The sequence below is a fragment of the Rhizobium sp. BK456 genome (assembly GCF_014194045.1).
Classification (GTDB): Bacteria; Pseudomonadota; Alphaproteobacteria; order Rhizobiales; family Rhizobiaceae; genus Rhizobium; species Rhizobium redzepovicii.
Genome location: NZ_JACIAO010000015.1, coordinates 119,905 through 140,684, shown reverse-complemented (window position 1 = coordinate 140,684; position 20,780 = coordinate 119,905). Strand labels below are relative to the sequence as shown.

Annotated in this window: 18 protein-coding genes and 2 pseudogenes; 14 read left to right on the top strand and 6 right to left on the bottom strand. The window is 56.6% G+C overall.

What is annotated here, in order from left to right:
* Positions 1 to 6 precede the first annotated feature (6 nt).
* A pseudogene (locus FHX03_RS35150) lies at positions 7 to 285 on the top strand (GMC family oxidoreductase N-terminal domain-containing protein); the annotation flags it as partial.
* Here FHX03_RS35150 and FHX03_RS31320 read toward each other — a convergent pair.
* A complete protein-coding gene (locus FHX03_RS31320) occupies positions 246 to 1,310 on the bottom strand; it encodes an ABC transporter ATP-binding protein (RefSeq protein WP_183857037.1) in 1,065 nt (354 codons plus the stop codon). The pseudogene FHX03_RS35150 and the gene FHX03_RS31320 sit on opposite strands and share 40 nt — an antisense overlap.
* 99 nt (positions 1,311 to 1,409) lie before the next feature.
* On the bottom strand, positions 1,410 to 2,354 hold the full coding sequence (locus tag FHX03_RS31315) for an SMP-30/gluconolactonase/LRE family protein (RefSeq protein WP_183857035.1): 945 nt from the start codon (positions 2,352 to 2,354) through the stop codon (positions 1,410 to 1,412).
* Between the two features lie 519 nt (positions 2,355 to 2,873).
* Here FHX03_RS31315 and FHX03_RS31310 point away from each other — a divergent pair.
* The 4 genes and pseudogenes from FHX03_RS31310 to FHX03_RS31295 form a co-directional block, all read left to right on the top strand.
* Positions 2,874 to 3,093 (top strand): annotated as a pseudogene (locus FHX03_RS31310) (IS110 family transposase); the annotation flags it as partial.
* A gap of 329 nt (positions 3,094 to 3,422) precedes the next feature.
* Positions 3,423 to 3,971: a cupin domain-containing protein gene (locus FHX03_RS31305; protein WP_183857033.1), complete on the top strand. Its 549-nt coding sequence runs from the start codon at positions 3,423 to 3,425 to the stop codon at positions 3,969 to 3,971.
* A 463-nt stretch (positions 3,972 to 4,434) separates the two neighbouring features.
* Positions 4,435 to 5,193: an SDR family oxidoreductase gene (locus FHX03_RS31300; RefSeq protein ID WP_183857031.1), complete on the top strand. Its 759-nt coding sequence runs from the start codon at positions 4,435 to 4,437 to the stop codon at positions 5,191 to 5,193.
* A 102-nt stretch (positions 5,194 to 5,295) separates the two neighbouring features.
* The gene (locus tag FHX03_RS31295) at positions 5,296 to 6,921 is read left to right on the top strand and encodes an MFS transporter (RefSeq protein ID WP_183857029.1); all 1,626 of its coding nucleotides are present in this window, start codon (positions 5,296 to 5,298) and stop codon (positions 6,919 to 6,921) included.
* A 17-nt stretch (positions 6,922 to 6,938) separates the two neighbouring features.
* Here FHX03_RS31295 and FHX03_RS31290 read toward each other — a convergent pair whose 3' ends face one another.
* Positions 6,939 to 7,805 (bottom strand): IclR family transcriptional regulator, encoded by an 867-nt coding sequence (locus FHX03_RS31290; protein ID WP_183857027.1) that lies wholly within the window; start codon positions 7,803 to 7,805, stop codon positions 6,939 to 6,941.
* A gap of 142 nt (positions 7,806 to 7,947) precedes the next feature.
* Positions 7,948 to 9,432: an MmgE/PrpD family protein gene (locus FHX03_RS31285; protein WP_210298793.1), complete on the bottom strand. Its 1,485-nt coding sequence runs from the start codon at positions 9,430 to 9,432 to the stop codon at positions 7,948 to 7,950.
* Positions 9,433 to 9,590: 158 nt separating this feature from the next.
* Between FHX03_RS31285 and FHX03_RS31280 the strand changes: the two genes are divergently transcribed.
* Positions 9,591 to 10,376 (top strand): enoyl-CoA hydratase-related protein, encoded by a 786-nt coding sequence (locus FHX03_RS31280; protein WP_183857025.1) that lies wholly within the window; start codon positions 9,591 to 9,593, stop codon positions 10,374 to 10,376.
* Between the two features lie 195 nt (positions 10,377 to 10,571).
* Here the strand turns inward: FHX03_RS31280 and FHX03_RS35145 are convergent, their stop codons facing one another.
* On the bottom strand, positions 10,572 to 10,787 hold the full coding sequence (locus FHX03_RS35145; protein WP_183857023.1) for an NIPSNAP family protein: 216 nt from the start codon (positions 10,785 to 10,787) through the stop codon (positions 10,572 to 10,574).
* 420 nt (positions 10,788 to 11,207) lie between these two features.
* Between FHX03_RS35145 and FHX03_RS31270 the strand changes: the two genes are divergently transcribed.
* From FHX03_RS31270 to FHX03_RS31260, 3 genes are read left to right on the top strand one after another with little or no spacing between them, the layout of a single operon-like run.
* Positions 11,208 to 12,575, top strand: coding sequence for an MmgE/PrpD family protein (locus tag FHX03_RS31270; RefSeq protein WP_183857021.1), 1,368 nt, complete (start codon positions 11,208 to 11,210; stop codon positions 12,573 to 12,575).
* Between the two features lie 51 nt (positions 12,576 to 12,626).
* Entirely contained in the window at positions 12,627 to 14,453 is a 1,827-nt protein-coding gene (locus FHX03_RS31265) for a thiamine pyrophosphate-binding protein (RefSeq protein WP_183857019.1), read from the top strand.
* A 13-nt stretch (positions 14,454 to 14,466) separates the two neighbouring features.
* Positions 14,467 to 15,927, top strand: a complete 1,461-nt coding sequence (locus FHX03_RS31260) for an NAD-dependent succinate-semialdehyde dehydrogenase (RefSeq protein WP_183857017.1) — start codon at positions 14,467 to 14,469, stop codon at positions 15,925 to 15,927.
* 107 nt (positions 15,928 to 16,034) lie between these two features.
* On the opposite strand, the gene FHX03_RS31255 is transcribed toward FHX03_RS31260, so the two are convergent.
* Complete coding sequence (locus FHX03_RS31255; RefSeq protein WP_183857015.1) at positions 16,035 to 16,427, bottom strand: carboxymuconolactone decarboxylase family protein; 393 nt, start codon at positions 16,425 to 16,427, stop codon at positions 16,035 to 16,037.
* A 224-nt stretch (positions 16,428 to 16,651) separates the two neighbouring features.
* Between FHX03_RS31255 and FHX03_RS31250 the strand changes: the two genes are divergently transcribed.
* The 5 genes from FHX03_RS31250 to FHX03_RS31230 all read left to right on the top strand — a co-directional run bounded on the left by FHX03_RS31250 (position 16,652) and on the right by FHX03_RS31230 (position 20,780).
* Positions 16,652 to 18,238 carry a GMC family oxidoreductase gene (locus FHX03_RS31250; protein WP_183857013.1) on the top strand — a complete coding sequence of 529 codons (1,587 nt, stop codon included), beginning with the start codon at positions 16,652 to 16,654 and terminating at the stop codon, positions 18,236 to 18,238.
* Positions 18,239 to 18,431: 193 nt separating this feature from the next.
* A complete protein-coding gene (locus tag FHX03_RS35140; RefSeq protein ID WP_409565195.1) occupies positions 18,432 to 18,758 on the top strand; it encodes a hypothetical protein in 327 nt (108 codons plus the stop codon).
* A complete protein-coding gene (locus tag FHX03_RS31240; protein WP_183857009.1) occupies positions 18,643 to 18,879 on the top strand; it encodes an SDR family oxidoreductase in 237 nt (78 codons plus the stop codon). Before FHX03_RS35140 ends, FHX03_RS31240 begins: the two co-directional genes overlap by 116 nt.
* Positions 18,880 to 19,000: 121 nt before the next feature.
* The gene (locus FHX03_RS31235; protein ID WP_183857075.1) at positions 19,001 to 19,411 is read left to right on the top strand and encodes a carboxymuconolactone decarboxylase family protein; all 411 of its coding nucleotides are present in this window, start codon (positions 19,001 to 19,003) and stop codon (positions 19,409 to 19,411) included.
* A 154-nt stretch (positions 19,412 to 19,565) separates the two neighbouring features.
* Positions 19,566 to 20,780, top strand: a complete 1,215-nt coding sequence (locus FHX03_RS31230; RefSeq protein WP_183857007.1) for an ABC transporter substrate-binding protein — start codon at positions 19,566 to 19,568, stop codon at positions 20,778 to 20,780.

Here is a 20,780-nt window from a genome sequence, read left to right as displayed (position 1 = left end):
GAGGCGTTCCTGGCATCAGCAGAAGCTGCCGGCTATGCGCGGACCCCAGACTACAACGGAACCCGGCAAAAAGGGGTCGCACGCGAGGAGTTTAACCAAATCCGCGGATTTCGGCGCACCTCCGCCGATGTCATTCTCAAGCCAGCTTTGCGACGCAAGAATCTGGAACTGTTGACACGCGCCCACGTCCATAAGCTCAATACTGGGCCTATTGGATCGATAGCATTATCCTACAGAAACGCTCTTCATTCGATACGCTTGCCGCTTTCGGCGTCGAAAAGGTGAACTGCTGAAACGTCGGGAAGGACTTTAATGGTCGAATGCCACTTAGCATTGATCCGTTTGCGGAAGACGGCCATCAGCTTGCTTTGCCCCAGCATGAAGACCACCGCGGTTTCAGCACCGGTCGGTTCAACGACGCGCACATCGCATTCAACGCCCGTTTCGCTGATAACGAAATGTTCCGGTCTCACTCCGTAAAGAAGGTATTTTCCCCTCGCACTGTCTGAGACCTGCCTGATGGGAAGCGTTATGCCGTCATCGGAAATGAACCGAGGCGAGCCATCGTCCATCAAGCGCCCACGGATGAAATTCATCGATGGCGAGCCGATGAAACCCGCAACGAACACGTTCTTGGGATGATCGTAAAGCTCGATTGGTGTCCCGACCTGTTCGAGGTGACCATTGCGCAAGACAGCGATTCTGTCAGCCATGGTCATTGCTTCGACCTGATCGTGGGTCACGTACACGGTGGTCGTTTTCAGACGTTGATAGAGCTCCTTGATCTCACCGCGCATCTGAACCCGCAGCTTTGCATCCAGGTTGGAGAGTGGTTCATCAAAAAGAAACACCGCGGGATCGCGGACGATTGCGCGCCCCATCGCCACCCGCTGCCGTTGCCCGCCGGAAAGCTCGCGGGGATAGCGAGAAAGGTAAGGGACGAGGTCCAGGATCTCAGCGGCTTTTCGCACCCTCTGCTCGACCTCCTGCTTGGGAGTCTTGCGGAGCTTCAGCGCAAAGCCCATGTTTTCCGCCACTGTCTTGTGCGGGTAGAGCGCATAGCTCTGAAAAACCATGGCGATATCGCGATCTCGAGGAGGAAGGTCGTTCACGACCGCGTTGCCGATGCTGATGTCACCCTTGGTGACCTCCTCAAGCCCGGCGATCATGCGCAACAATGTGGACTTGCCGCAACCAGACGGTCCAACAAGAGCAATAAACTCACCATCCTTGATGGAAAGCGATACGCCATGCATGACCTCGAGCGCTCCATAGGACTTACGGATACCACTGATTTCTATTGATGCCATTGTAACCCTCCCGATTGAGATACGAATTGCGCTTAATGGGCGGACAAAGCGACGCGTGGTGGGAGACCCACTTTACGTCGCAGCCGACCACCACCGCGTCTAAGCTAGGCTTGCCTGCGACAGATACCGGCGTTTTAGTCCACCGACCTTCAGATTGATCGAAAACAGCGTGGTGACGCAGCAGATGTAGAGCCGGTTGAGGCTTGGTCCGCCACCGAATTCGACATTGCCGCAGACCTCAGGCGTTGTAATACAGCCGATCCGTTCTCCCCGCGGATTGAAGCATTGGACGCCGTCGCCAGCGCCGACCCATATATTTCCGCGCTCATCAAGTCGCATACCGTCGAAAATAAAAGCGTCGCATTCCGCAAAGACGCTGCCACCGGTCACGCGTCCGCCATCGCTGACGTCGAAAACGCGGATATGGGTGGGGCCTGAAGGGGAATGGGTTCGACCGCTATCGACAACGTAGATCTTTTTTTCATCCGGAGAGAACGCCAAGCCATTGGGCATTATCATGTCCGTGATAACGGCGTCGATCTTGCCCGACGACGGGTCGACGCGGAAGACATAGTGGGCGCGGATGTCGCTATCCGCTTTCGGGGCACCATAATTGTTATCAATTCCGTAGGTCGGGTCGGTAAACCAGATCGACCCATCGGATTTTACGACAACGTCATTAGGCGAGTTTAGCGCTTTGCCTTGCCAACTGTCGGCGATGATCGTGATCGATCCATCGTGTTCTGTCCGGGTCACACGGCGCGAGCCATGCTCGCAGGTGATAAGGCGCCCCAATTGATCGACCGTGTTTCCGTTCGCATGTTGTGATGGCTGCCGGAAGATGCTCACGGACCCGTCAGTCTCGTCCAACCGAAACATCCGGTCTCGCGGAATATCGGACCAGAGAAGGTAACGTCCGCCTCCGAAATAAGCCGGGCCCTCGCTGTAACCTGTGCCGGTGTGCAAGGTGATGAGATTTTCGTTGTGATCGACGAGCTCATCGAAGTCTGGGGAATAGCTTCGATAGGGTGCAGTCCGCTCCATTTTTCCTCCTCTGTCTCCGCCTCGCAACCGGATCTCCTCAGACGCCCGCGAGTCGTTTGAAAGTCGCATAGAATGAGACAATTTACAATAGCGTACATTGGCTGCGGCGATGAGCGACAATATCAGGATGCCGTGCCGCCTGACAGGCCCATGCATAAGTGCGATCACAACCCGCGTATCGCCCGCCACCACCCCCGCGAAAGGTTTTGAAGCTGACACTCTCTTGAGTCATAGGCAAGAAGTTGATCCAGAAGACCAAGGGAAAGATAAGATATTAAATCTCACTATTCAGGATGTGTGTTGACAGCGCGATAGGCGAGGGGGTAGCATGGTAGGATATTGGGGATTATCGATCATCCCCTTTGCTGCACTACTTAATATCAACAAGAGCATACCTCGGTGCTTGCGTGCATCATTATCACGCAACCGAAAGATTGGAGTTATCCGACGCATCTGAAAACTTAACTTGAAGTTGGAAATTTACGATTAGCACGTTTCGAAGATCTATTCAGTGGGACGAAGATCGACGACATCAACCGCTTCCGCACTGCCAAAAAGCTTGCCGCCTATGCCGGGCTTGTTCCGCATCGATCATATTCGAGCGGTAGTAAGACCTTCCACGGCAAGATCATCAAGCAGGGCAACAAAGTGGCTACGCTGGGCCTCCATCGAGGCGGTCGCTCCCGCCATTGACTGCGATGTACAGCTTCGAGCCCGGTACGAGCACTTGAAGATCCGAGAACGAAAAAGGCGCGCGAGGCAACCGCGGAAACCCTGATGCCTTGTCGGCTTGGTCACAGAGTGGCGTTCGGCTAGGCGCGTCGACGATATCCGGGTTGTCCTGATTGAACTCTAGCGAGCCCAGCAGGACTGGCCTGCGCTCATCAATGAGAATGGGAAACCGGGATCACGAATTAGAGAATGGCTCGAGAACCGAAGGACGCTTTTGTCCTGCGGACGAGAGAGATTTAGGCGATCGGCGAGAACGCCGATCAAAAACCAACCGCACCCAAGGAAAAGCCCGCAAATGCTGGTTTTTGCCTCTTGTGTTCTTTCATCGGAGAATCAATGACAAACGAAAAGAAGGACGGTCTGCAATCGGACCATCGCAACGCACGCTCGCGGCTTGTGGTCACGGGTATCGATACCGATGGGCGTTCTACCATAGTGAGTGACGCTCTGTCGGACAAACGGTTCGTCGGAGACGCATATTGTGTCAACATGATGTGGCAGGCGCGATCTGTTCCGGTAAGCGTCGAGGCGGAAAGTTCCATCACTGAAGTCAACTTCCGTCCCCCGCCGAATGGCGTCACCGTTGTGACGACAACCTTCCCCCCGGACAGCTCTTATGACTACAAGGCCGGATATGCCAAGTCTCTTGAGGATTGGGGTGCCAACCATCAACCAGGTCGAGACAACAATCCCGCGATGCACACTACCGATTCGATCGACATCGTCACGATTGTTGACGGTGAGATCTGGGCAATCCTGGAAGGCGCGGAGACCTTGATGAAAGCTGGAGACGTGCTGGTGCAGCGAGGCACGAGGCACGCGTGGGAAAATCGGAGCAACAGAGACTGCACGATCGTGGCAACGCTGTTGAGTGCAACACGGTAGGAGAATTGGTTTTCACGGATCAAGGCAAACAGCTTCCGTGAGGTCTGCGAGACAAGTGGTCAGGTTATCATTTGTGGTTGATCTGGCCGCTCACGACCTTGAGCCGTAACCCATATCGATGCTGACAGGTGCTTCGAGCGGCAATCACCAGCCTCGGTTCCCGAGGCAGCGCCAAAGGACTTGGTGCAATGGCAGGAACAAGGATCCTATTTTTCAGCCTCGACCACGCCATTAGCTAACAACGAATTATTTTCTCCTATCTTATGGGATTCTATCATACTCTTGATAAATTCTAAACGCCCCAGGGGGGGGGTGCCTTACGCCGGCGGTTTGCGAACTCCATCAATGTACGCTTGACATTAATCCTTCATGGTGAGACATATTTATGATATCGAACGGTGAGCGTCGGCTGACGCACGCTCGTCGTCGACATACGATAGCCGCACATGGGGAGAACGATATTATGGACTTGGGAATAACTGGCAAGCGCGCTGTTGTGATAGGTGGAAGTTCGGGCCTCGGCTACGCGGTGTGTGAACGGTTAGCTCAGGAGGGCGTTGAGCTTGTCGTGTTTGCAAGAGATCTTAGCAAGCTGAATACGGCAAAGGATCAGCTTCTCAAGATTCCGAATGCAAAGATCGACGTGGTCGCCGGCGACATTACGAGCGTGGATGATATCGAACGGTTGAAACAAATCATCAGTGAGACCGGGGGCGCACAGATTCTGATCTTGAATACGCCGCCTCCGCCACGTCCCATGTTCGACTTTCTCGCTGAACAGGATGATCAGCGGTGGGAAGATGCCTATCAGGGTCAGTTGAAAGGCGCACTCCTGGTTCTGCGAAAGTTGACACCACTTCTTCTCGGGCAAGGATGGGGACGGATCGTCGCGATCACCTCGGCCTCCATCAAGCAGCCGCTACCGAACCACGCGCTTTCCACAGTCTACCGAGCCGGCGTGCAAGCGGCACTCAAACATCTTTCGATGGAACTCGCCGAGCACGCAGTTACCGTCAATTCTGTTGCTCCCGCCGTCGTGGTGACATCGTCTTACCACACCGTGCACAACATCGAAGAGCGCGTCAGCCGCATTCCTCTGAAACGCGCAGGCAAGCCTGAGGAACTGGCGGCAACTGTTGCCTTCTTTGCATCCGATCTGGCGGGCTTCATTACCGGTGAAAATGTGCAGGTAGATGGCGGATTTACGAGGTCGCTCTATTAGCGCACAAGCGGTGCCTCGCTGTGGTGCCCGTAATATCGCACGGCCGCGCCGCAAGAAGAAGGTCCCTGCCACAGGCGAAAGAAAGTTCGAAGCGAGGCTAATGTGGACCGTTCGCAATCGCCTATTGGACTTTTGGTGCATCACCGTCCATTCCTCATCTACTGGATGGCGGGTCTAAGCGCGAATTTCGGCTGGCAGATCCAATTGGTAGCGGCGTCCTGGCTGATGACCGCGATGGACGGAAGACCAGAACTTGTGGCGCTGGTGCAGGCATCGGTGGCACTGCCCGTCATGCTATTGTCGTTGCCGGGCGGCGCAATCTCGGACGCCATTGGTGATCGCAAGATAGTGCTTTGGGCCCAGACCCTTCTTCTCGCTGTAAGTGTTGCCCTGGCTCTCCTGTCATACATCGAACGCTTGACGCCTGCCTTGCTATTAGCCTGCACATTCATGGTAGGATGCGGTCGAGCGTTGTATTATCCGGGCTGGCAGGCCATGGTTTTCGAATTCATCGAGAAAAAGCACGCGGTCAAGGCCGTAGCACTCAGCTCCAGCAACCTCAATATCGCGCGCAGTCTTGGTCCAGCGATCGGCGGCTCGATCGTCGCGATCGCTGGTGGGTTCGCCGCATTTTCGACAAGCGCGCTGACCAACGTGAGCGTGCTCTTGTTTGTTCTACGTTGGAAGGGCGGAAAGCGCGACACTGCTCTGCCGCCGGAACCTCTGGCCAGCGCGATGATTGCGGGCATACGCTACGTATCGCTGTCACCGTTGCTGGTGACGATAATGTTTCGCTCTCTGATCTTTAACATCGCTGCGATCGCTGTCCTGGCGCTGATGCCTCTTGTAGCCCGCGACCTGCTTGAGGGGGGGCCTACCTCATATGGTGTTTTGCTCGGCGCATTTGGCTTCGGTGCAGTCAGCGGAGCGCTCCTTATTGACATGATCAGGAGCCGGTTTTCGCTGGAGCCGTTTTTGGCAGCGGGTTTTCTCGGCTTTGCGATCTCTTCCATTGGGCTTGCCTGGAGCCCTCTGACGCTCGTCTCAATGCTCGCGAGCGCGCTTGGTGGGCTGAGTTGGGTGTTCGTTCAAGTGACCCTATATTCCTTGACGCAGATTTCCTCTCCCCGCTGGGTGTTGAGTCGTGCAATCGCGATCTTCCAGATGGCCGTCTTCGGAGGCAACGCCGCCGGCAGCTTCCTATGGGGACGACTGGCAAGCGAATATGGAACGAGTGCCTCTCTCGCAGCGTCTGCTGTGTTCCTGATCCTGGGCTCGGGACTGGCCCTGGTATTCAAGATACGTCCGCTAGAGCCGGACAAGCTCGATTCGAACAACCAATGGTCTGCACCGCAACCAAAGCTTGACATGGTGATGACGAGCGGGCCTGTGATCACGACTATCACCTATCGCATTTTGGACAGAGATGTTGAGCAGTTCCTTGAGGCGATGGGCCGTAAGAGACGCAACCGGATACGAGATGGGGCTTCGCGGTGGGCACTATCGCGCGACATGCAAGATCCCTGTGTCTGGTTCGAGCGCTTCTACGTCGCAACTTGGGCCGAAGCGCAGAGATTGCACGCGCGGCGGACAATGGAGAGTGCCGAACTCATCGACTATCTGCGCAGCCTGCATCAAGGCAGCGAGCGGCCTGAAGTCCATTACGAGCTTATTCGCGAGCCTTCACGCGGCGAGAGGCAGGCTAAGCCGATTTCCTTGGGGCCTTGAAGGTCTAGTTGGAGCCACTAACCGACTGCGCGTGCTGGCCGATCCGTGCCGACCGCGATGACCCCCACCCGGTCTGTCACCTGACGCCCAGCATCTCTGACGATTCCGACCACACGATCGATTTCCTCGCGATTGAAGTTGGAATCGGCGCCGGCGACACCGATGCTACCCAGGATCTGCCCGGCCTTGTTGAAGATCGGCGCAGCAATACCAATGACGTCGGGATTGAACTCCCCGATCGTCTTCGCATAACCTGCGCGGCGAATGTCGGCAAGTTTTTCGCGAAACGCGTCCCAGTCGGCGCCAAGCCCTGAGGTTGCAATGGAGCTACGGTGCTTCGCATAGATGCTGCGAAGCTGGTGTGGACCGAGATGGGCCAGTATGATCTTCGAGGCAGCGCCGCGAAACAGCGGTCGCCGCTGACCGCGGGAGAAGAGATGTGCTGGGCTATCGGGTGCAAGCTCTTCACGCACGCAAAGGACGGAACCGCTGAAAAGCGCGCAAAGAACGGCTGAAAGATTGGTCTCCTTGACCAAATTTTTTAGCGTAGGACCAGCAGCTTTGTAGAGCGGGTCGCAATGACGGATCTGAAGATCGAGCTCAATGATACGCGGACCGAGTGTGTAATGTCCGTTTGCAACTGGCGCAAGCATACCAATGTCGGCGAGCGCTTTGATGTAGCGATAGCCGGTTGAGCGGGATGTCCCAAGTGCTCTAATCAGACCATCACTGGACCACGCGGGCGCCGCCGCAGTAAAAAGATCAAGAAGGCTCAGCATCCTGACGAGGCTGTTTGAACCAAGGTCTTCGGATACTGGCTTTGACGATGTTTTCGTGGCGGAGACTGCGCGGGCAGTGGTGGTTTTCGCTGAACTTTTCGCCATCGTCCTTTATCTCGAAATGAGGCGCCGTCTGCGGCCTCGCCCGGTCAGTGATTTATTTCATAGTATTGGATAATCCGATGATTTGTCTACCCTTGGCGTGGACTATTCCCCACGCCTCAATGTCTGCATCTGGAGCAGGGACTCATGCGATTGCGCTATGTGCTTGGTGGCTGGCAGCCAAGCGGTGCCTCAAGAGATCCGTCAGCACGGCAATCGGCACGTCCGGGTCAAAACGGTCGATGACAGCAAACAGCTCGGCAGCCTTGTGCGGCCCTAGAGCGTTTACTGTGAGTTCATCGAGTTTTGCCTGATGCTCCTCCGGTGTGAACGGGTTGCTTGGCATACCTTTGCCGCCCTCCATGAACACCGTCTCTCGCGATCCGTCCTTGAAGGTGACATTGACTTCGCCGACGAAATTAAACGGGTATCGACGATCGAGCTCCTCGGAGTGCCTCAAGCGGACCCGACGGGAGAACTCAACAACAGGCGAGCCCTCATCCAGCGCAAAATCGCCATCAAGGAAGGCTCTGTGGGTCGCGTAGCCATTTCCCTTTCCCAGGACCGCAAGGCCCATCTGTAGTGTCAAACTGAATTGCAGCTCTTCGATATTTGCAGTGCCGTTTTGCTGAGCATGCGGATTGTCACCGAGCGTGCGCGTCATGCCTTGAATCACCGCTTCGACGGTCTCGATGTCATCGGCGCGATCCTGGAAGAGCCCCATCGCGTCGATGTAAGGATGATGAGCGCCGCAGCAGCAGTAGGCTTTTAGCCAGATGTTCGTGATGCGCTGCTCGAGAACGGTCGAAAAGGCTTGCATCGCATCGGCGATGACGACATCTCGGCGAATGAAATTCCGAAAAAATCCTTTTGGACCCGCCAGGTATCGCTTTGGTCCGGTGATCCCGACCTTTGCTAGTTTTGCAGCTTCAATGCCATTTCGCACGGCAATGCCGGCATGGATACGTTTGATTGAGCCGCCACTCTTTGTATACTCAGTTGTGCCCGAGGCGTGACTGAGGGCGATTGCCATTGCGTGAGTCGTCTGATCCACATCAAGACGGTAGAGTTTGGCGGCAACCGCAGCCGCACCGAAATTGGCAAGGACAGCATGCGCATGCCAGCCGGCATTAACAAGATCGGGCGCAGCGAGACGACCCAGACGGACATAGACTTCGTAGCCCGCCATCATTGCTTCGACAACCTGCCCAAAAGACGCTCCGAGCTCTTCACCCACAGCAATAGCGGTCGGCACTACGCAGCAGCCCGGGTGTCCGTTGCTGGCGACATCGTCATACTCAAAACCATGGCCGTAGGTCGCGTTGATGTAGGCTGCATCGCCTGCGTCGATCTTGCTCGCTTCGAGAACGACGGTCGAGGTCCCAGGACGTGGCTTACTGAGAAACCGGCGCGCATCCCGAGACCATGGAAGATCGCCCGCGCCGACTTGCAAGGCCAGTTGGTCCTTCATGAGGGCCTTGAGCGCCGGCACCGACGCTCGCTCAATATCGACCCATTTGAATTCATTGATGAAGCGCGACACAGCACCCTCGAAATCAACCTCGCCCGTGGCCTGTCCTTCTGGCATAATTCCCTCATTATTAGCAGCTGCATGGCAGAAATTCGGCATTGAGAATATCCTGCAGTGCGGGATATTGCAAGACAATACTCCCGAGCCCTGCTTCCTCGCCATGCGCGAGACACCCCATTTACCGCCTGCGAGATTTGACATTGTCCCGCATTATAGGATATCATAACGCCGGATTAACGTATTGAATGGGGTTAGTGATGACTGACGAAAGACAAGCGGTCGTTTATACAAACAACGCCAGCAATGGCGTGAGTCTGGTTACGATCAACCGCCCAGAGCGGCGAAATGCGCTTAACCTGGAGGTCAAGGATAAACTTTCGAACATCCTCCAAGCTCTCGAGCAAGACTCGTCTGTTCGTGTGATCGTGCTAACGGGAACGCAAAAGTGCTTTGTCGCAGGCACCGATCTCAACGAACTGGTCGATATGAAGGCAATTGATCATACGCTGCTCGTGACGGACCGTGTCTTCTCGGTTCTGCGCCGTTGCACTAAGCCTGTGATCGCAGCCGTTGAAGGATACGCTTTGGGTGGCGGATGCGAGCTGGCGCTCGCCTGTGATATCGTCATTTCCGGAGAGACGGCGCGTTTCGGTTTGCCGGAAATAAAGGTTGGCGTGATGCCAGGGGCGGGCGGCACGCAACGGCTTTTGCGAACGATAGGCAAATATCTAACGATGCGCTATGTTCTCACCGGTGATCCAATCATGGCGCGGGACGGCTTTTCAATGGGCTTCGTCTCCGAACTGACCAAAGATGGTGACGCCCTGCAAACGGCGTTGGAGCTGGCTCAAAAAATTGCCGCCATGCCGCCGTTGGCCACGAAAGCGATAAAGGAAGTGGTGCAGACCGGAGGCGATGCATCGCTGGACACCGCCTTGATGCTGGAGCGCAGGGCTTTTCAGCTGTTGTTTGACACCAACGATCAGACCGAGGGAATGCGAGCGTTCCTGGAAAAGCGCGAACCAAACTTCCTCGGGCACTGACCGATGGCTTCGTCTTCGTATCGTCGAGGTCGAAGAGAACCACCTTGGTGGCCGCCGATTTAAAGTGCTCTCCAAAATCTGCGGGGCTCGCCAGCTGCGGGTCAGCCCTGGCGGCTGCCATCCCGCCTGGCCCAATGCGTTATCAGATAGGTTCTGAAATCAACGACGGGCTTGGCTCTTGAGGCGACTCCCCCGTCAACTCCAGGGAAGATAACGCGTTTGGTTAAGCGCGTGTGGGTGAAGCTGAGAATTCCTTGGGGTCGCCCGCAGATAGTCGCGCCATCGCACATCGCTCTTGGTCGCAGCGCGCGACGCTGCGTAAGCCTCCATGCTGTCATATCCCCAAATCTGCACAACGCAATGGATCTTGCCGACGATCGAGGAATAGGAAGCGAAGCGGCTCGCCAACATGCTGGCTTAACACCGGTCTCGCCAGCGTCTTATACGCTTCGAGATAGGACGCAAGCGCCCCCGCGTGTACTGGTCCGTACGGATCGACAATCGGCTTGTCCCACTTGTTCACTCTCCCTTTTTCGACTCCAGCCCCACCCCGATCGCCGATGGACCATCCCGGCCTCGTAGCGGCTGATAACATCGGCCGTCAAAAAACCAAACGATCGGCTTGACAAACGCCCACGATTGGCAATTAATGTCAATATATGGGATTAAATTATGTCGCGGCAAGCGATGCATGATAGAGCACCTTTCGAACGGAAAGCGTTTGATGGGGAATTAAAACAGCGCGGCGTAGGGCCTCGCTAAGTCAAGGGATTTGCGGCAGCGCGGTACCAAACAATTTATTGCGCCGCCGCCTGAGAAAGAGAATCCAAAATGGTAGCACTTACTGCAGATGTGGGTCGGTTTCTTGCTGCAATTCGCTATGCTGGGCTTCCAGCCGAAGTCCTTCCGGTCGTCCGAGATGCTTTTGCAGATACCGTGGGCGTCGTCATGGCGGGCGTCGACCAGCGCATATCCAAGATCTTACGCAAGACGCTTGTTGAGCCGGGGGGCAGGCAAGAGGCCCGTGCCTGCCTGTCATCGCATCTCGTCGCAGGCCCCGATGCTGCTTTGCTCGCCGGCGCAATTGCGCACGCTCTCGACTATGGATGCCAGACGATGTCCGGTCATCCCGGCGGAGTGATCATCCCGGCGGTACTCGCAGAGGCTGAAGTTCTGGGATCGACTGGCGAGGAGATGGTCACAGCCTTCGTCGCCGGGTATGAAGTGTGGTGTGAGGTCTGGAGACGGAACAAGAACTACCATAAGGCAGGCTGGCATCCGACGGCCCTTCTTGGACCGGTAGCGACGGCGGCGGCCTGTGCGGTGCTTCGAAAACTATCGGCTGAGAAGGCACAAATGGCGATCGCCATCGCGGCCAGTCACTCCGGCGGCCTGTTTTCCAACTTCGGATCGATGACCAAAGGTTACCACTCGGGCATGGCCGCCCGAAATGGCGTTATCGCTGCGCGTCTTGCAGACGCCGGAATGACCGGTGGGCCAGATGCCCTGGAAAACAAGCAGGGCTTCCTTGCAGCATTCTCGTCAGGGGGAACGCCGGACACCGAGTCGCCGTCTCAGCTTGGCAAGGAATGGTACCTTCCGCGCTACAAGCTTCAGTTCAAGATGCATCCAAGCTGTTTCTTCATGCATCGATCCTTCGAGGGAACGTTGAAGATGCTCGAGGGTCGGAAAATCGATCCGCAAGAAGTGGAATCGGTTGAGGTCGAGATGGGCAGGGGGCAGGTGACGGTGCTTGTCCACGATCAACCCCAGAACCAGTACCAGGCCCAGTTTAGCGGGCAATTTGGCATTGCGGCGGCGGTTATTCTCGGCAAGTTCGGAGTGCCCGAGATCGCCGATGAGGTCGTCCAGAGACCGGACATGCAGGCCTTCTATCCGAAGGTAAAGCTGAAAGCGGTCGATGAATACGACCCACGCGATCCGGTTTTCTCACCAACTGAAACCGTAACCTTGAGGCTGAAGAGCGGTGAAGTAATTGACAGTGGTCCGATCGCAACCATTCCCGGTTACGCTGCAGAGCCATTAACGCCTGAAGAGCTGTGGACGAAGTTCCGTGACTGTACCCAGTTTACGCACACCGAACCCGAAGCACGAGAGCTCTTCGATCTGCTCCAGCGCGTCGATCGGCTGCCTTCGGTACAGGCTCTACCCACCTGCACATCAATTTTTCGCGACTAGAACAAGCGTTTCGCGCCCGTCGGGCAACACGCACATCATGAGGAGGCACCTATGGAAAAGAAAATGATCACGGTCTCGCAGGCCATCGCCCGGCTGCTTGAGACAATGGGAACGGAAGTTGTCTATGGCCTGAACGGCCACGGAAACTGGGGTTTGCTGGACGCGCTCGTGTACGAGACGAACATTACCTGCATCGGTGCGCGCATGGAAGACCAAGCTGTCGAACTGGCCGATGGCTACTGGCGTTACAAGCGCGGTGGACCGCTTCCGATCGTGACCACTAGCGTCGGGCCGGGCAACGCCAACATTATGCCAGCCATTGCCACCGCATATTATGAATCAATTGGCCTGCTGGCGCTTGTTGGCGTTGGGGCGACGCATTGGTTTGATCGAGGCGGGATTGAGGAGGCTTATCGCCAGGGCCCAGAGGACTTTGCAGGCGCGATCCGACCGATCTGCAAGAAGGCCGTCATGGCAACCCGTCCTGATACGTGTATCGATATGTTCCTGCGCGCCTACAAGACCGCACTGACGGGTCGCCCGGGGCCGGTGGTCATGGCTATCCCGTTCGACATCCAGCACGCCCTTATTCCCGAAGATAGCCTCCCTGACCCGCTTCCGTACATGCGCGTGCGCCGTCCGGGCCCCGATCCCGACGGAATTGTCGCCGCAGTCGAACTCCTCAAGGCCGCCAAACGCCCCCTCGTTGTTTTCGGCAGCGGCATCGCCAATAGCGGTGCGTATCAAGCGCTCCAAGATTTTGCCGAAGCGACCGGCACGCCCGTTGTAGCAACCTCGGCCGGCAAGGCGGCATTTCCCGAAAAGCACCGCCTGTCTGCCGGCACGGTCGGTCGCGCCGGTACGCTGCACGGCAACCATCTGGCGCGCCGTTCCGATCTGATCATCGGCGTGGGCACCCACTTTACCGACATTGATTCGGGTGGCTGGACGCTGTTTGACATTCCCGGCAACGCCAAATTGATCCATATCGACATCGACGAGAACGAGCTTGGTCGCGCTTATCCCACCGATGTTGCTCTGAACTCCGATGCCCGCCTTGCCCTCGAAGCCTTTACGAAGGCTGCGCAGGCATCAGGTGTAGGCGAAAAGGCCGATTGGACTGGGGAACTCGAAAAGGAGCGCGCTGCTTTCGAGAAAGCCGTCAAGCCACTGCGCACCTCTGCGATTTCGCCTCTGCATTATGCAAGGGTCTGCGAAGACGTCAGCCAGGTGGTTGAACAGACCTGCCCGGATGCCGTCATCACCTTCGATACTGGCCATATGCTGAGCTTTGGTCCAGCATTTATTCGCGCCTCTTCGCGAAACGTCTACCACAGCAGCTTCATGCACCGCATGGGATGGAGCGCTTCGGCGGCGATCGGCGCCAGTATGGCCAGCGGAGGAAAACCGGCGATCGCCCTGTTGGGAGACGGCGCCTTCATCATGCGCAATACGGTCATGCTGACGGCTGTTGAGCAGAAGCTTCCCGTCATCGCCATCGTCTTTGACAACAAGTCGTTGCAGATCGAGCGCGAGGCAATGTTCAAGATTTACGGACGTGAGTCGCTCTGCGACTACCGCAAGAAGGACGAGACGGAACTTTGGGGGCCAGACTTCGTGAAGATGGCTGAAGGAATGGGGTGCGTTGGCGTTCGCGTCGACAAGGCGGAAGACTTCAAGCCAGCTTTCGAAGCGGCCATGGCAAGTGGCTTGCCGACAGTCATTAGTGTCGCAACCGAAATCGAGACGCCGCAGTACCGCTCCGCTTGGTACCCCTATCCGAAGAACTGGAACGAAACGTGGAAGCCCGGCCTCGTGGCTGGAGAAACCGGCAAGGCGTTCGAGATGCCGACTTTCGAGAAGCACGCCAGCGAGTGAGGAGATCAGTCTGATGACAAAGCTTGACCTTAAAGACCCCACACTTCTGCGCATGTCAGCCTTTGTCGACGGCAAATGGATCAACGCCGACAATGCGGAAACGATAACCGTGACAAACCCGGCGACCGGAGCGGTCGTCGGCACGGTACCCAAAATGGGTGGTGTAGAGGCACGACGCGCCATCGAGGCGGCCGACATCGCACTTGGAAAATGGAGAAAAGTTCTTGCCAAGGATCGCGGGAAACTGCTGCGCCGCTGGTTCGACTTGATCATCGAAAATGCGGACGACCTTGCTCTCATTCTCACGTCTGAGCAGGGCAAGACGTTGGCGGAAGCGAAAAGCGAGGTGGTAAGCGGCGCCGCGTTCATCGAATGGTTTGCCGAAGAAGCACGGCGGACCTATGGTGAAACGATCCCGACGCCTGCGAATGATCGCCGGGTTGTGGTGATAAAACAACCAGTCGGCGTTTGCGTTGCAATAACACCCTGGAACTTTCCCAACACCATCATTACCCGCAAAGCCGGTGCGGCCCTCGCTGCAGGATGCACCATGGTCGTCCGTCCCGCCAGCACCACACCGTTCACCGCTTTGGCGCTGGCGGAGCTTGCCGATCGTGCAGGCATTCCGCCTGGTGTGCTCAGTGTGGTCACTGGCGGCTCGCGCGAGATTGGTGCGGAATTCACCTCGAACCCGGTTGTGCGGAAACTCTCATTTACTGGGTCGACGCAGGTCGGACGCACGTTGATGCAGCAATGCGCTGGAACGGTAAAGAAACTCGCTCTGGAGCTCGGAGGCAACGCGCCTTTCATTGTTTTTGATGACGCCGACATCGACGCCGCGGTTGCCGGCGCCATGGGGTCGAAGTTTCGCAACACCGGACAGGCGTGCGTCGGAACTAATCGGTTCTACATTCACGATAAAGTATACGACGAGTTTGTCGAAAAATTCCTGTCTAAGGTCGCGGAATTGAAAGTTGGATCGGGGACCGATCCGGGCGTAACCTTCGGTCCGGTGCATGACATGGGCGGGGTTCGCAAGACGGAAGAGCATATCGCTGACGCACTTGAGAATGGGGCGAAGCTCCTCACTGGCGGCAAGAGGCACTCCCTTGGTGGGACCTTCTTCGAGCCGACGGTGATTGGCGAAGCAACAGCCGAGATGAAGGTCGCACACGAAGAAACCTTTGGACCACTCGCATCCATTTTCCGCTTTTCTGATGAGGAAGAACTGATTGCGGCGGCTAACGATACCGAGTTCGGTCTGGCGTCCTATTTCTATAGCCGCGATATTGGGCGCATCTGGCGCGTTGCCGAGGCGCTGGAGACCGGCATGGTTGGCGTTAACATCGGGTTGATGGCTAACGAAGCCGTCCCCTTCGGCGGTATCAAGGAGTCCGGTATGGGCCGTGAAGGCTCTCACTATGGCATCGACGATTATATGGAAGTCAAATATATCTGCATGGCCGGGATCTGAAGGCCCCTGGAAAAACAATCGGGCGGCGCACGGGGTTTCCCGCGCGCCGTTTCATTTTGCCGGTGATCGAACCGGATGCACCAGGACTGCGCCAGAACCAAGTACTGTCACTGCGCGCCTGTCCTGTCCCTGAACGCTTGAATTTCTTCCATTACCATAGGAAGGGCTTTCGACATTCCATAAAGATTTGAGATTGCAACGATCTCAAGCGCTTCTAAAATTTCTTCCTCGCTTGCTCCATTTTGGAGAGCGGCGCGCGTTTGAGTTCGAACGCCAAATTCGTGGAACTGGGACGCGTTCAAGCACACCACCAAGACGTACTTGAACTTCAATGGCAACGTCTGCCGTTCATGAAGAACGTGCATGACGAGCTCATGCACGCGTTCAAGCATGTCAGGATCACGCTGAGCGAGCATGCGTGTCCATCCGCGCGCCATGCCGCGCTCGCGCTCCACGCGTTCCAGCACTTCTTGGGCTTCGCCCAGGTCGCATTCAGTCACTCGCTACTTGCTATTCTAACTGGGGTGAAAAATCCCGACTTTTATCTCCTTATCTCATAATATGGTATGCCACTACCAACGCAATCTCGTTCGCAGCAAAGTCATGAACGACAAACTCCCTTGAGAATGATTTATTATCCTGTACTGTGGGATTATATACATTGCTGAGCATGGGGCGCGACGTGACACACTTCGGTGCAACTCGTGACGATGGTAGCGCAGGCATGGAAATATTCGACTTCATCGTTGTTGGCGCTGGTTCCGCCGGCTGTGCAGCAGCCAGTCGCCTTAGCGAATCCGGCCGGTATAGCGTTCTCCTGCTTGAGGCCGGTGGGCCAGATAACGACCTCTGGATCCACGTCCCAATGGGATTTGGAAAGACATTCGTCAACGAGAGACTTACCTGGCAGTTTACGACCGAGCCAGTGCCCGCGCTTTCAGGTCGGCGTATCTTTACCCCGTCGGGACGTGTCGTTGGCGGATCGAGTTCGATCAACGGCCTAGTTTATTGCCGCGGACAATCGGCCGACTTTGACAACTGGCGTCAGGATGGTAACGCCGGATGGAGCTACGCCGACGTCTTGCCGTTCTTTCGTCGATCGGAAGACCAGCAAAATGGTGCGGATGACTATCACGGCACGGACGGACCGCTGGCTGTTTCCGACCTCGTAGACCGCAACCCACTATGCCGCGCCTTCGTCGACAGCGCTTTGGCGGCAGGCTTCACGAGCAACAACGACTTCAACGGGGAGACGCAGGACGGCGCCGGTTACTTCCAGATGACAGCGCGAAATGGGCGCCGCTCAAGCAGCGCTGTCGCTTTCCTGTCAGGCGCACGTGCAAGACAGAATCTCGTCTTGCGCACGCATGCGCAGGTCGAGCAGTTGCTCATTGAAGACGGTCGCGTTATCGCGGTTCGCTATACCATGGGCCAGGGGCCTGTTATCGCGCATGCGCGGCAGAAAGTGATCTTATCTGCAGGCGCCATCAATACGCCTGCGATCTTGCAGCGATCCGGCATCGGCCGCGGTGAATGGTTGCGCGAGGCGGGTATAGAGGTGCAGCACGAGCTGCGGGGAGTGGGCTCGAACCTTCATGATCACGTGCAAGCCCGTCTGGTGATGAAGAGTCGACGCAAGACGCTCAATTCTCAGGTTCGCAGCCCTATGAGCAAGGTCGCCATGGCTTTGCAATATGCGCTCTTCAGGCGCGGCCCGCTGACATCCTCTGGGGCTCAGTCGGGCTGCTTCATCCGCTCGCGCCCCGGTCTGGAGCGCCCGGACGCCTTGCTGATGTTCATGCCGTTCAGCAGCACTGACTACCGCAAAGGCCTCGATCGTTTCCCGGGTTTTTCGGTATCTGCTTTCCAACTGCGCCCCGCGAGCCGCGGCTCTGTTCGGGTCCGCTCGGCAAACTGGCGCGAAGCACCTCTCATAGCGCCCAATTATCTCGAGAGCGAGCTTGACCAGCAAACGCTGATCGCTTCTCTACGCATAGCAAGGAAAATTGTCGCCTGCGATCCGCTCAGTGGCCAAATCGAGCGCGAGGTACGTCCCGGCTTGGATGTGTCCAGCGACGCTGAACTTCTGGATTACATCAGAGGGGCAGCAGGGTCTGTGTACCATCCGGTCGGGACATGCAAGATGGGCGGCGGTTCGGATGCTGTTGTCGATGCGAGGCTTCGGGTTCATGGGCTAGATGGACTGGTGGTCGCCGATGCGTCGATTATGCCTTCGATCGTTTCGGCGCCCACCAACGCGACATCGATCATGATCGGCGAACGGGCAGCTGCGTTCCTGCTGGAGGGCTGATCACGCGTGCCGCGGTGCAGCCGCGACAATCTATACTCCGGTTGCTAGGGCGAGGCAGGCGACGAGAACACGGTGGGAAATAGCCAAAGTTCCGCTTTTGGAGAGGAGACGCGAAAATGGCGACCATCAATTTGGAAGGTGCAATCGTGCCGGTGACAGGGGCATCGGGATTGGGCTTGCCATCTGCAAGCGTTTGCGCGAGCTGGGTGCTTATCCAATCGCGCTCGATTTGAGTGCCGAATTCTTGGAGGCTGCCGTGCGCGAGCTCTACCCGGACGAAGACGGATCGCGCTTCGCCTACGTCGTCAATGTCTGCGATGCGCGGGCGGTCGAACAAACTGTGCGGCCCGTTGCACGTGACCATGGATCGATCACCCACGCGGTGGCAGGCCCCGGTATTTGCCGTGGAGCTTGGTTCAAAAGGTGTCCCCGACAACAGCGTTGCAGTACTGATCGACACGCCCATCCAAAAAGCCAATGTCGGCAACTGTTTCAGCTGTCGCCGAGAGGACCGCCCTGAAGCGGATGGCACGCCTGAGGAGGTGGCTGATGCGGTCGTCTTCCTGCTCTCGGACATGTCCTCCTACATCACCGGCCATGCGCTTGTCGCGGATGGCGGCCTGAGCACGCGCTACAACTGATTGGATGGGATGGGATGGAGCAGGCGATGCACAGACTTTCCCCCCTGTCAGCAGACATAAATAGCCCCCGACCTCATCCAGGCTATCAGGTCGAGGCGCGGAGGCACGCTCTTCGACATCGATCGACTGCTTATCCACAGTCCCTGCTTTTGCCGCTGGATGGACAGCACATGCCGGTGCGGTCAGATCGCAGCTTTCCCTGGAGTCAAGACTTCGTGAACTCGCGATTGTTGCCGTAAGCATTGTGATGGAAACGCATTGCGAGGTGGCCAGCCATGGCCCGGTCTTTCTGGAGGCGGGCGGATCACAACCGCAGCTCGAGGCGCTAAGCGACATTGATGGCGCCCGCGATCGGAGCCTTCTTTTCAGCGCGACGGAACGGGCTGTGATCGCCTTGGCGATTGAGATGACCCGCTTCATTCGGGTGTCTGATTACTTTCTTGACGGCCAAGCGTTATTGCGGATCTGCGTCACGTCGCCACATCCTTTCACACATTGTTGTATTCTTCCCGCCAATTGGGATCTGTTATGACAGGAAGTCGCCAATGCTAGGTATTTCGGGGCTCTTTCGTCAACTTCGTTGAGACTATGGCCTTCTTCCGTCCGCAGTTACGAACGCGGTTTGACCGTAATAAAATCTCATGATACGGTATTTATGTATTATTCAACGAACCGGGAGGGTTTCCATGCAAATCAACCGACGCAAACTTTTGAAGTATGCTGCCGCTGGCGGGGTCGCTTCAATGGTGGGCCCAGCATACGCACAGCAACAGCAACCATTCCGGATTGGCGTCTTGTGTGACCAGTCGTCCGTGAACTCGACCTCCGGCGGCAAGGGGTCAATCACTGCGATCCAGCTGGCTGTCGAAGATTTCGGCGGCCAGGTCCTTGGGCGCCCGATCGAAGTTCTCACAGCCGACCATCAAAATAAGGTGGAAATCGCGTCCGGCATTGCCCGCGAGTGGATGGAAACAAAGAATGTCGAGGCATTTTTTGACCTACAGAACTCCGCTTGCGCTCTCGCAGTGATGGGACTTGCATCCGCCAAGAATAAAGTTGCCGTTGTATCGAATGCCCATTCCTCGCAGCTGACAGGCAAGCAATGCACGCCGACCTCGTTTCATTGGACTTACGACACTTACCAACTGTCGGGCGTGCAGCCTCAAGCATTCGTGGGAATGGGCAAGAAACGCTGGTTCCTGTTGAATTGGGACTACGCGTTCGGGATTTCGCTTGAACAGGATTTTCGCCGTTCACTCGAGGCGCTCGGGGCTGAGGTCGTTGGGTCTGTGAGGGTCCCAGCTGGCGCTTCGGATTTCAGCTCGGCAATTCTTGCTGCTGCCAATTCGGGCGCAGATGTCGTCCAAGTCGGGGTTGCTGGTACAGATCTTTTGAACCTCATCAAGTCAGCTCGTGAATTCGGGCTCGATAGCGCCGCTACACTGGCGACCACAAGCATTACCCTGGTTGATGTCGAATTGCTCGGTCTGGAAGCAGCGCAGGGCCTCTACGTCAACGAAGTCTTCTATTGGGATCAGAATGAAAAGACCCGTGCGTGGTCGAAGCGTTATATCGACAAGGTCGGCATTCCCCCGAATGGCGAGCGCGCGTGTGGTTATAGCGGCGCGCTCCACTATTTGAAGGCGGTGGCAAAGACCGGTAGCGCCGATGGCGCGGCGATCGCCCGTGAAATGCGCAATACGCCGGTGAATGATCTTCTGAGTGACAACCTGACCGTTCGCCCTGATGGTCTGTGCGTTCGCGATATGTACCTCTACAAGGTCAAGTCGCCGAGCGAGTCGAAGACGAAGTTCGATGATTACGAGTACGTCTCGAAGGTTACCGGCGAAAGCTCGGTTCGCCCCTTGAGCGTCAGCGAGTGCCAGCTCGTCAAGACGTAA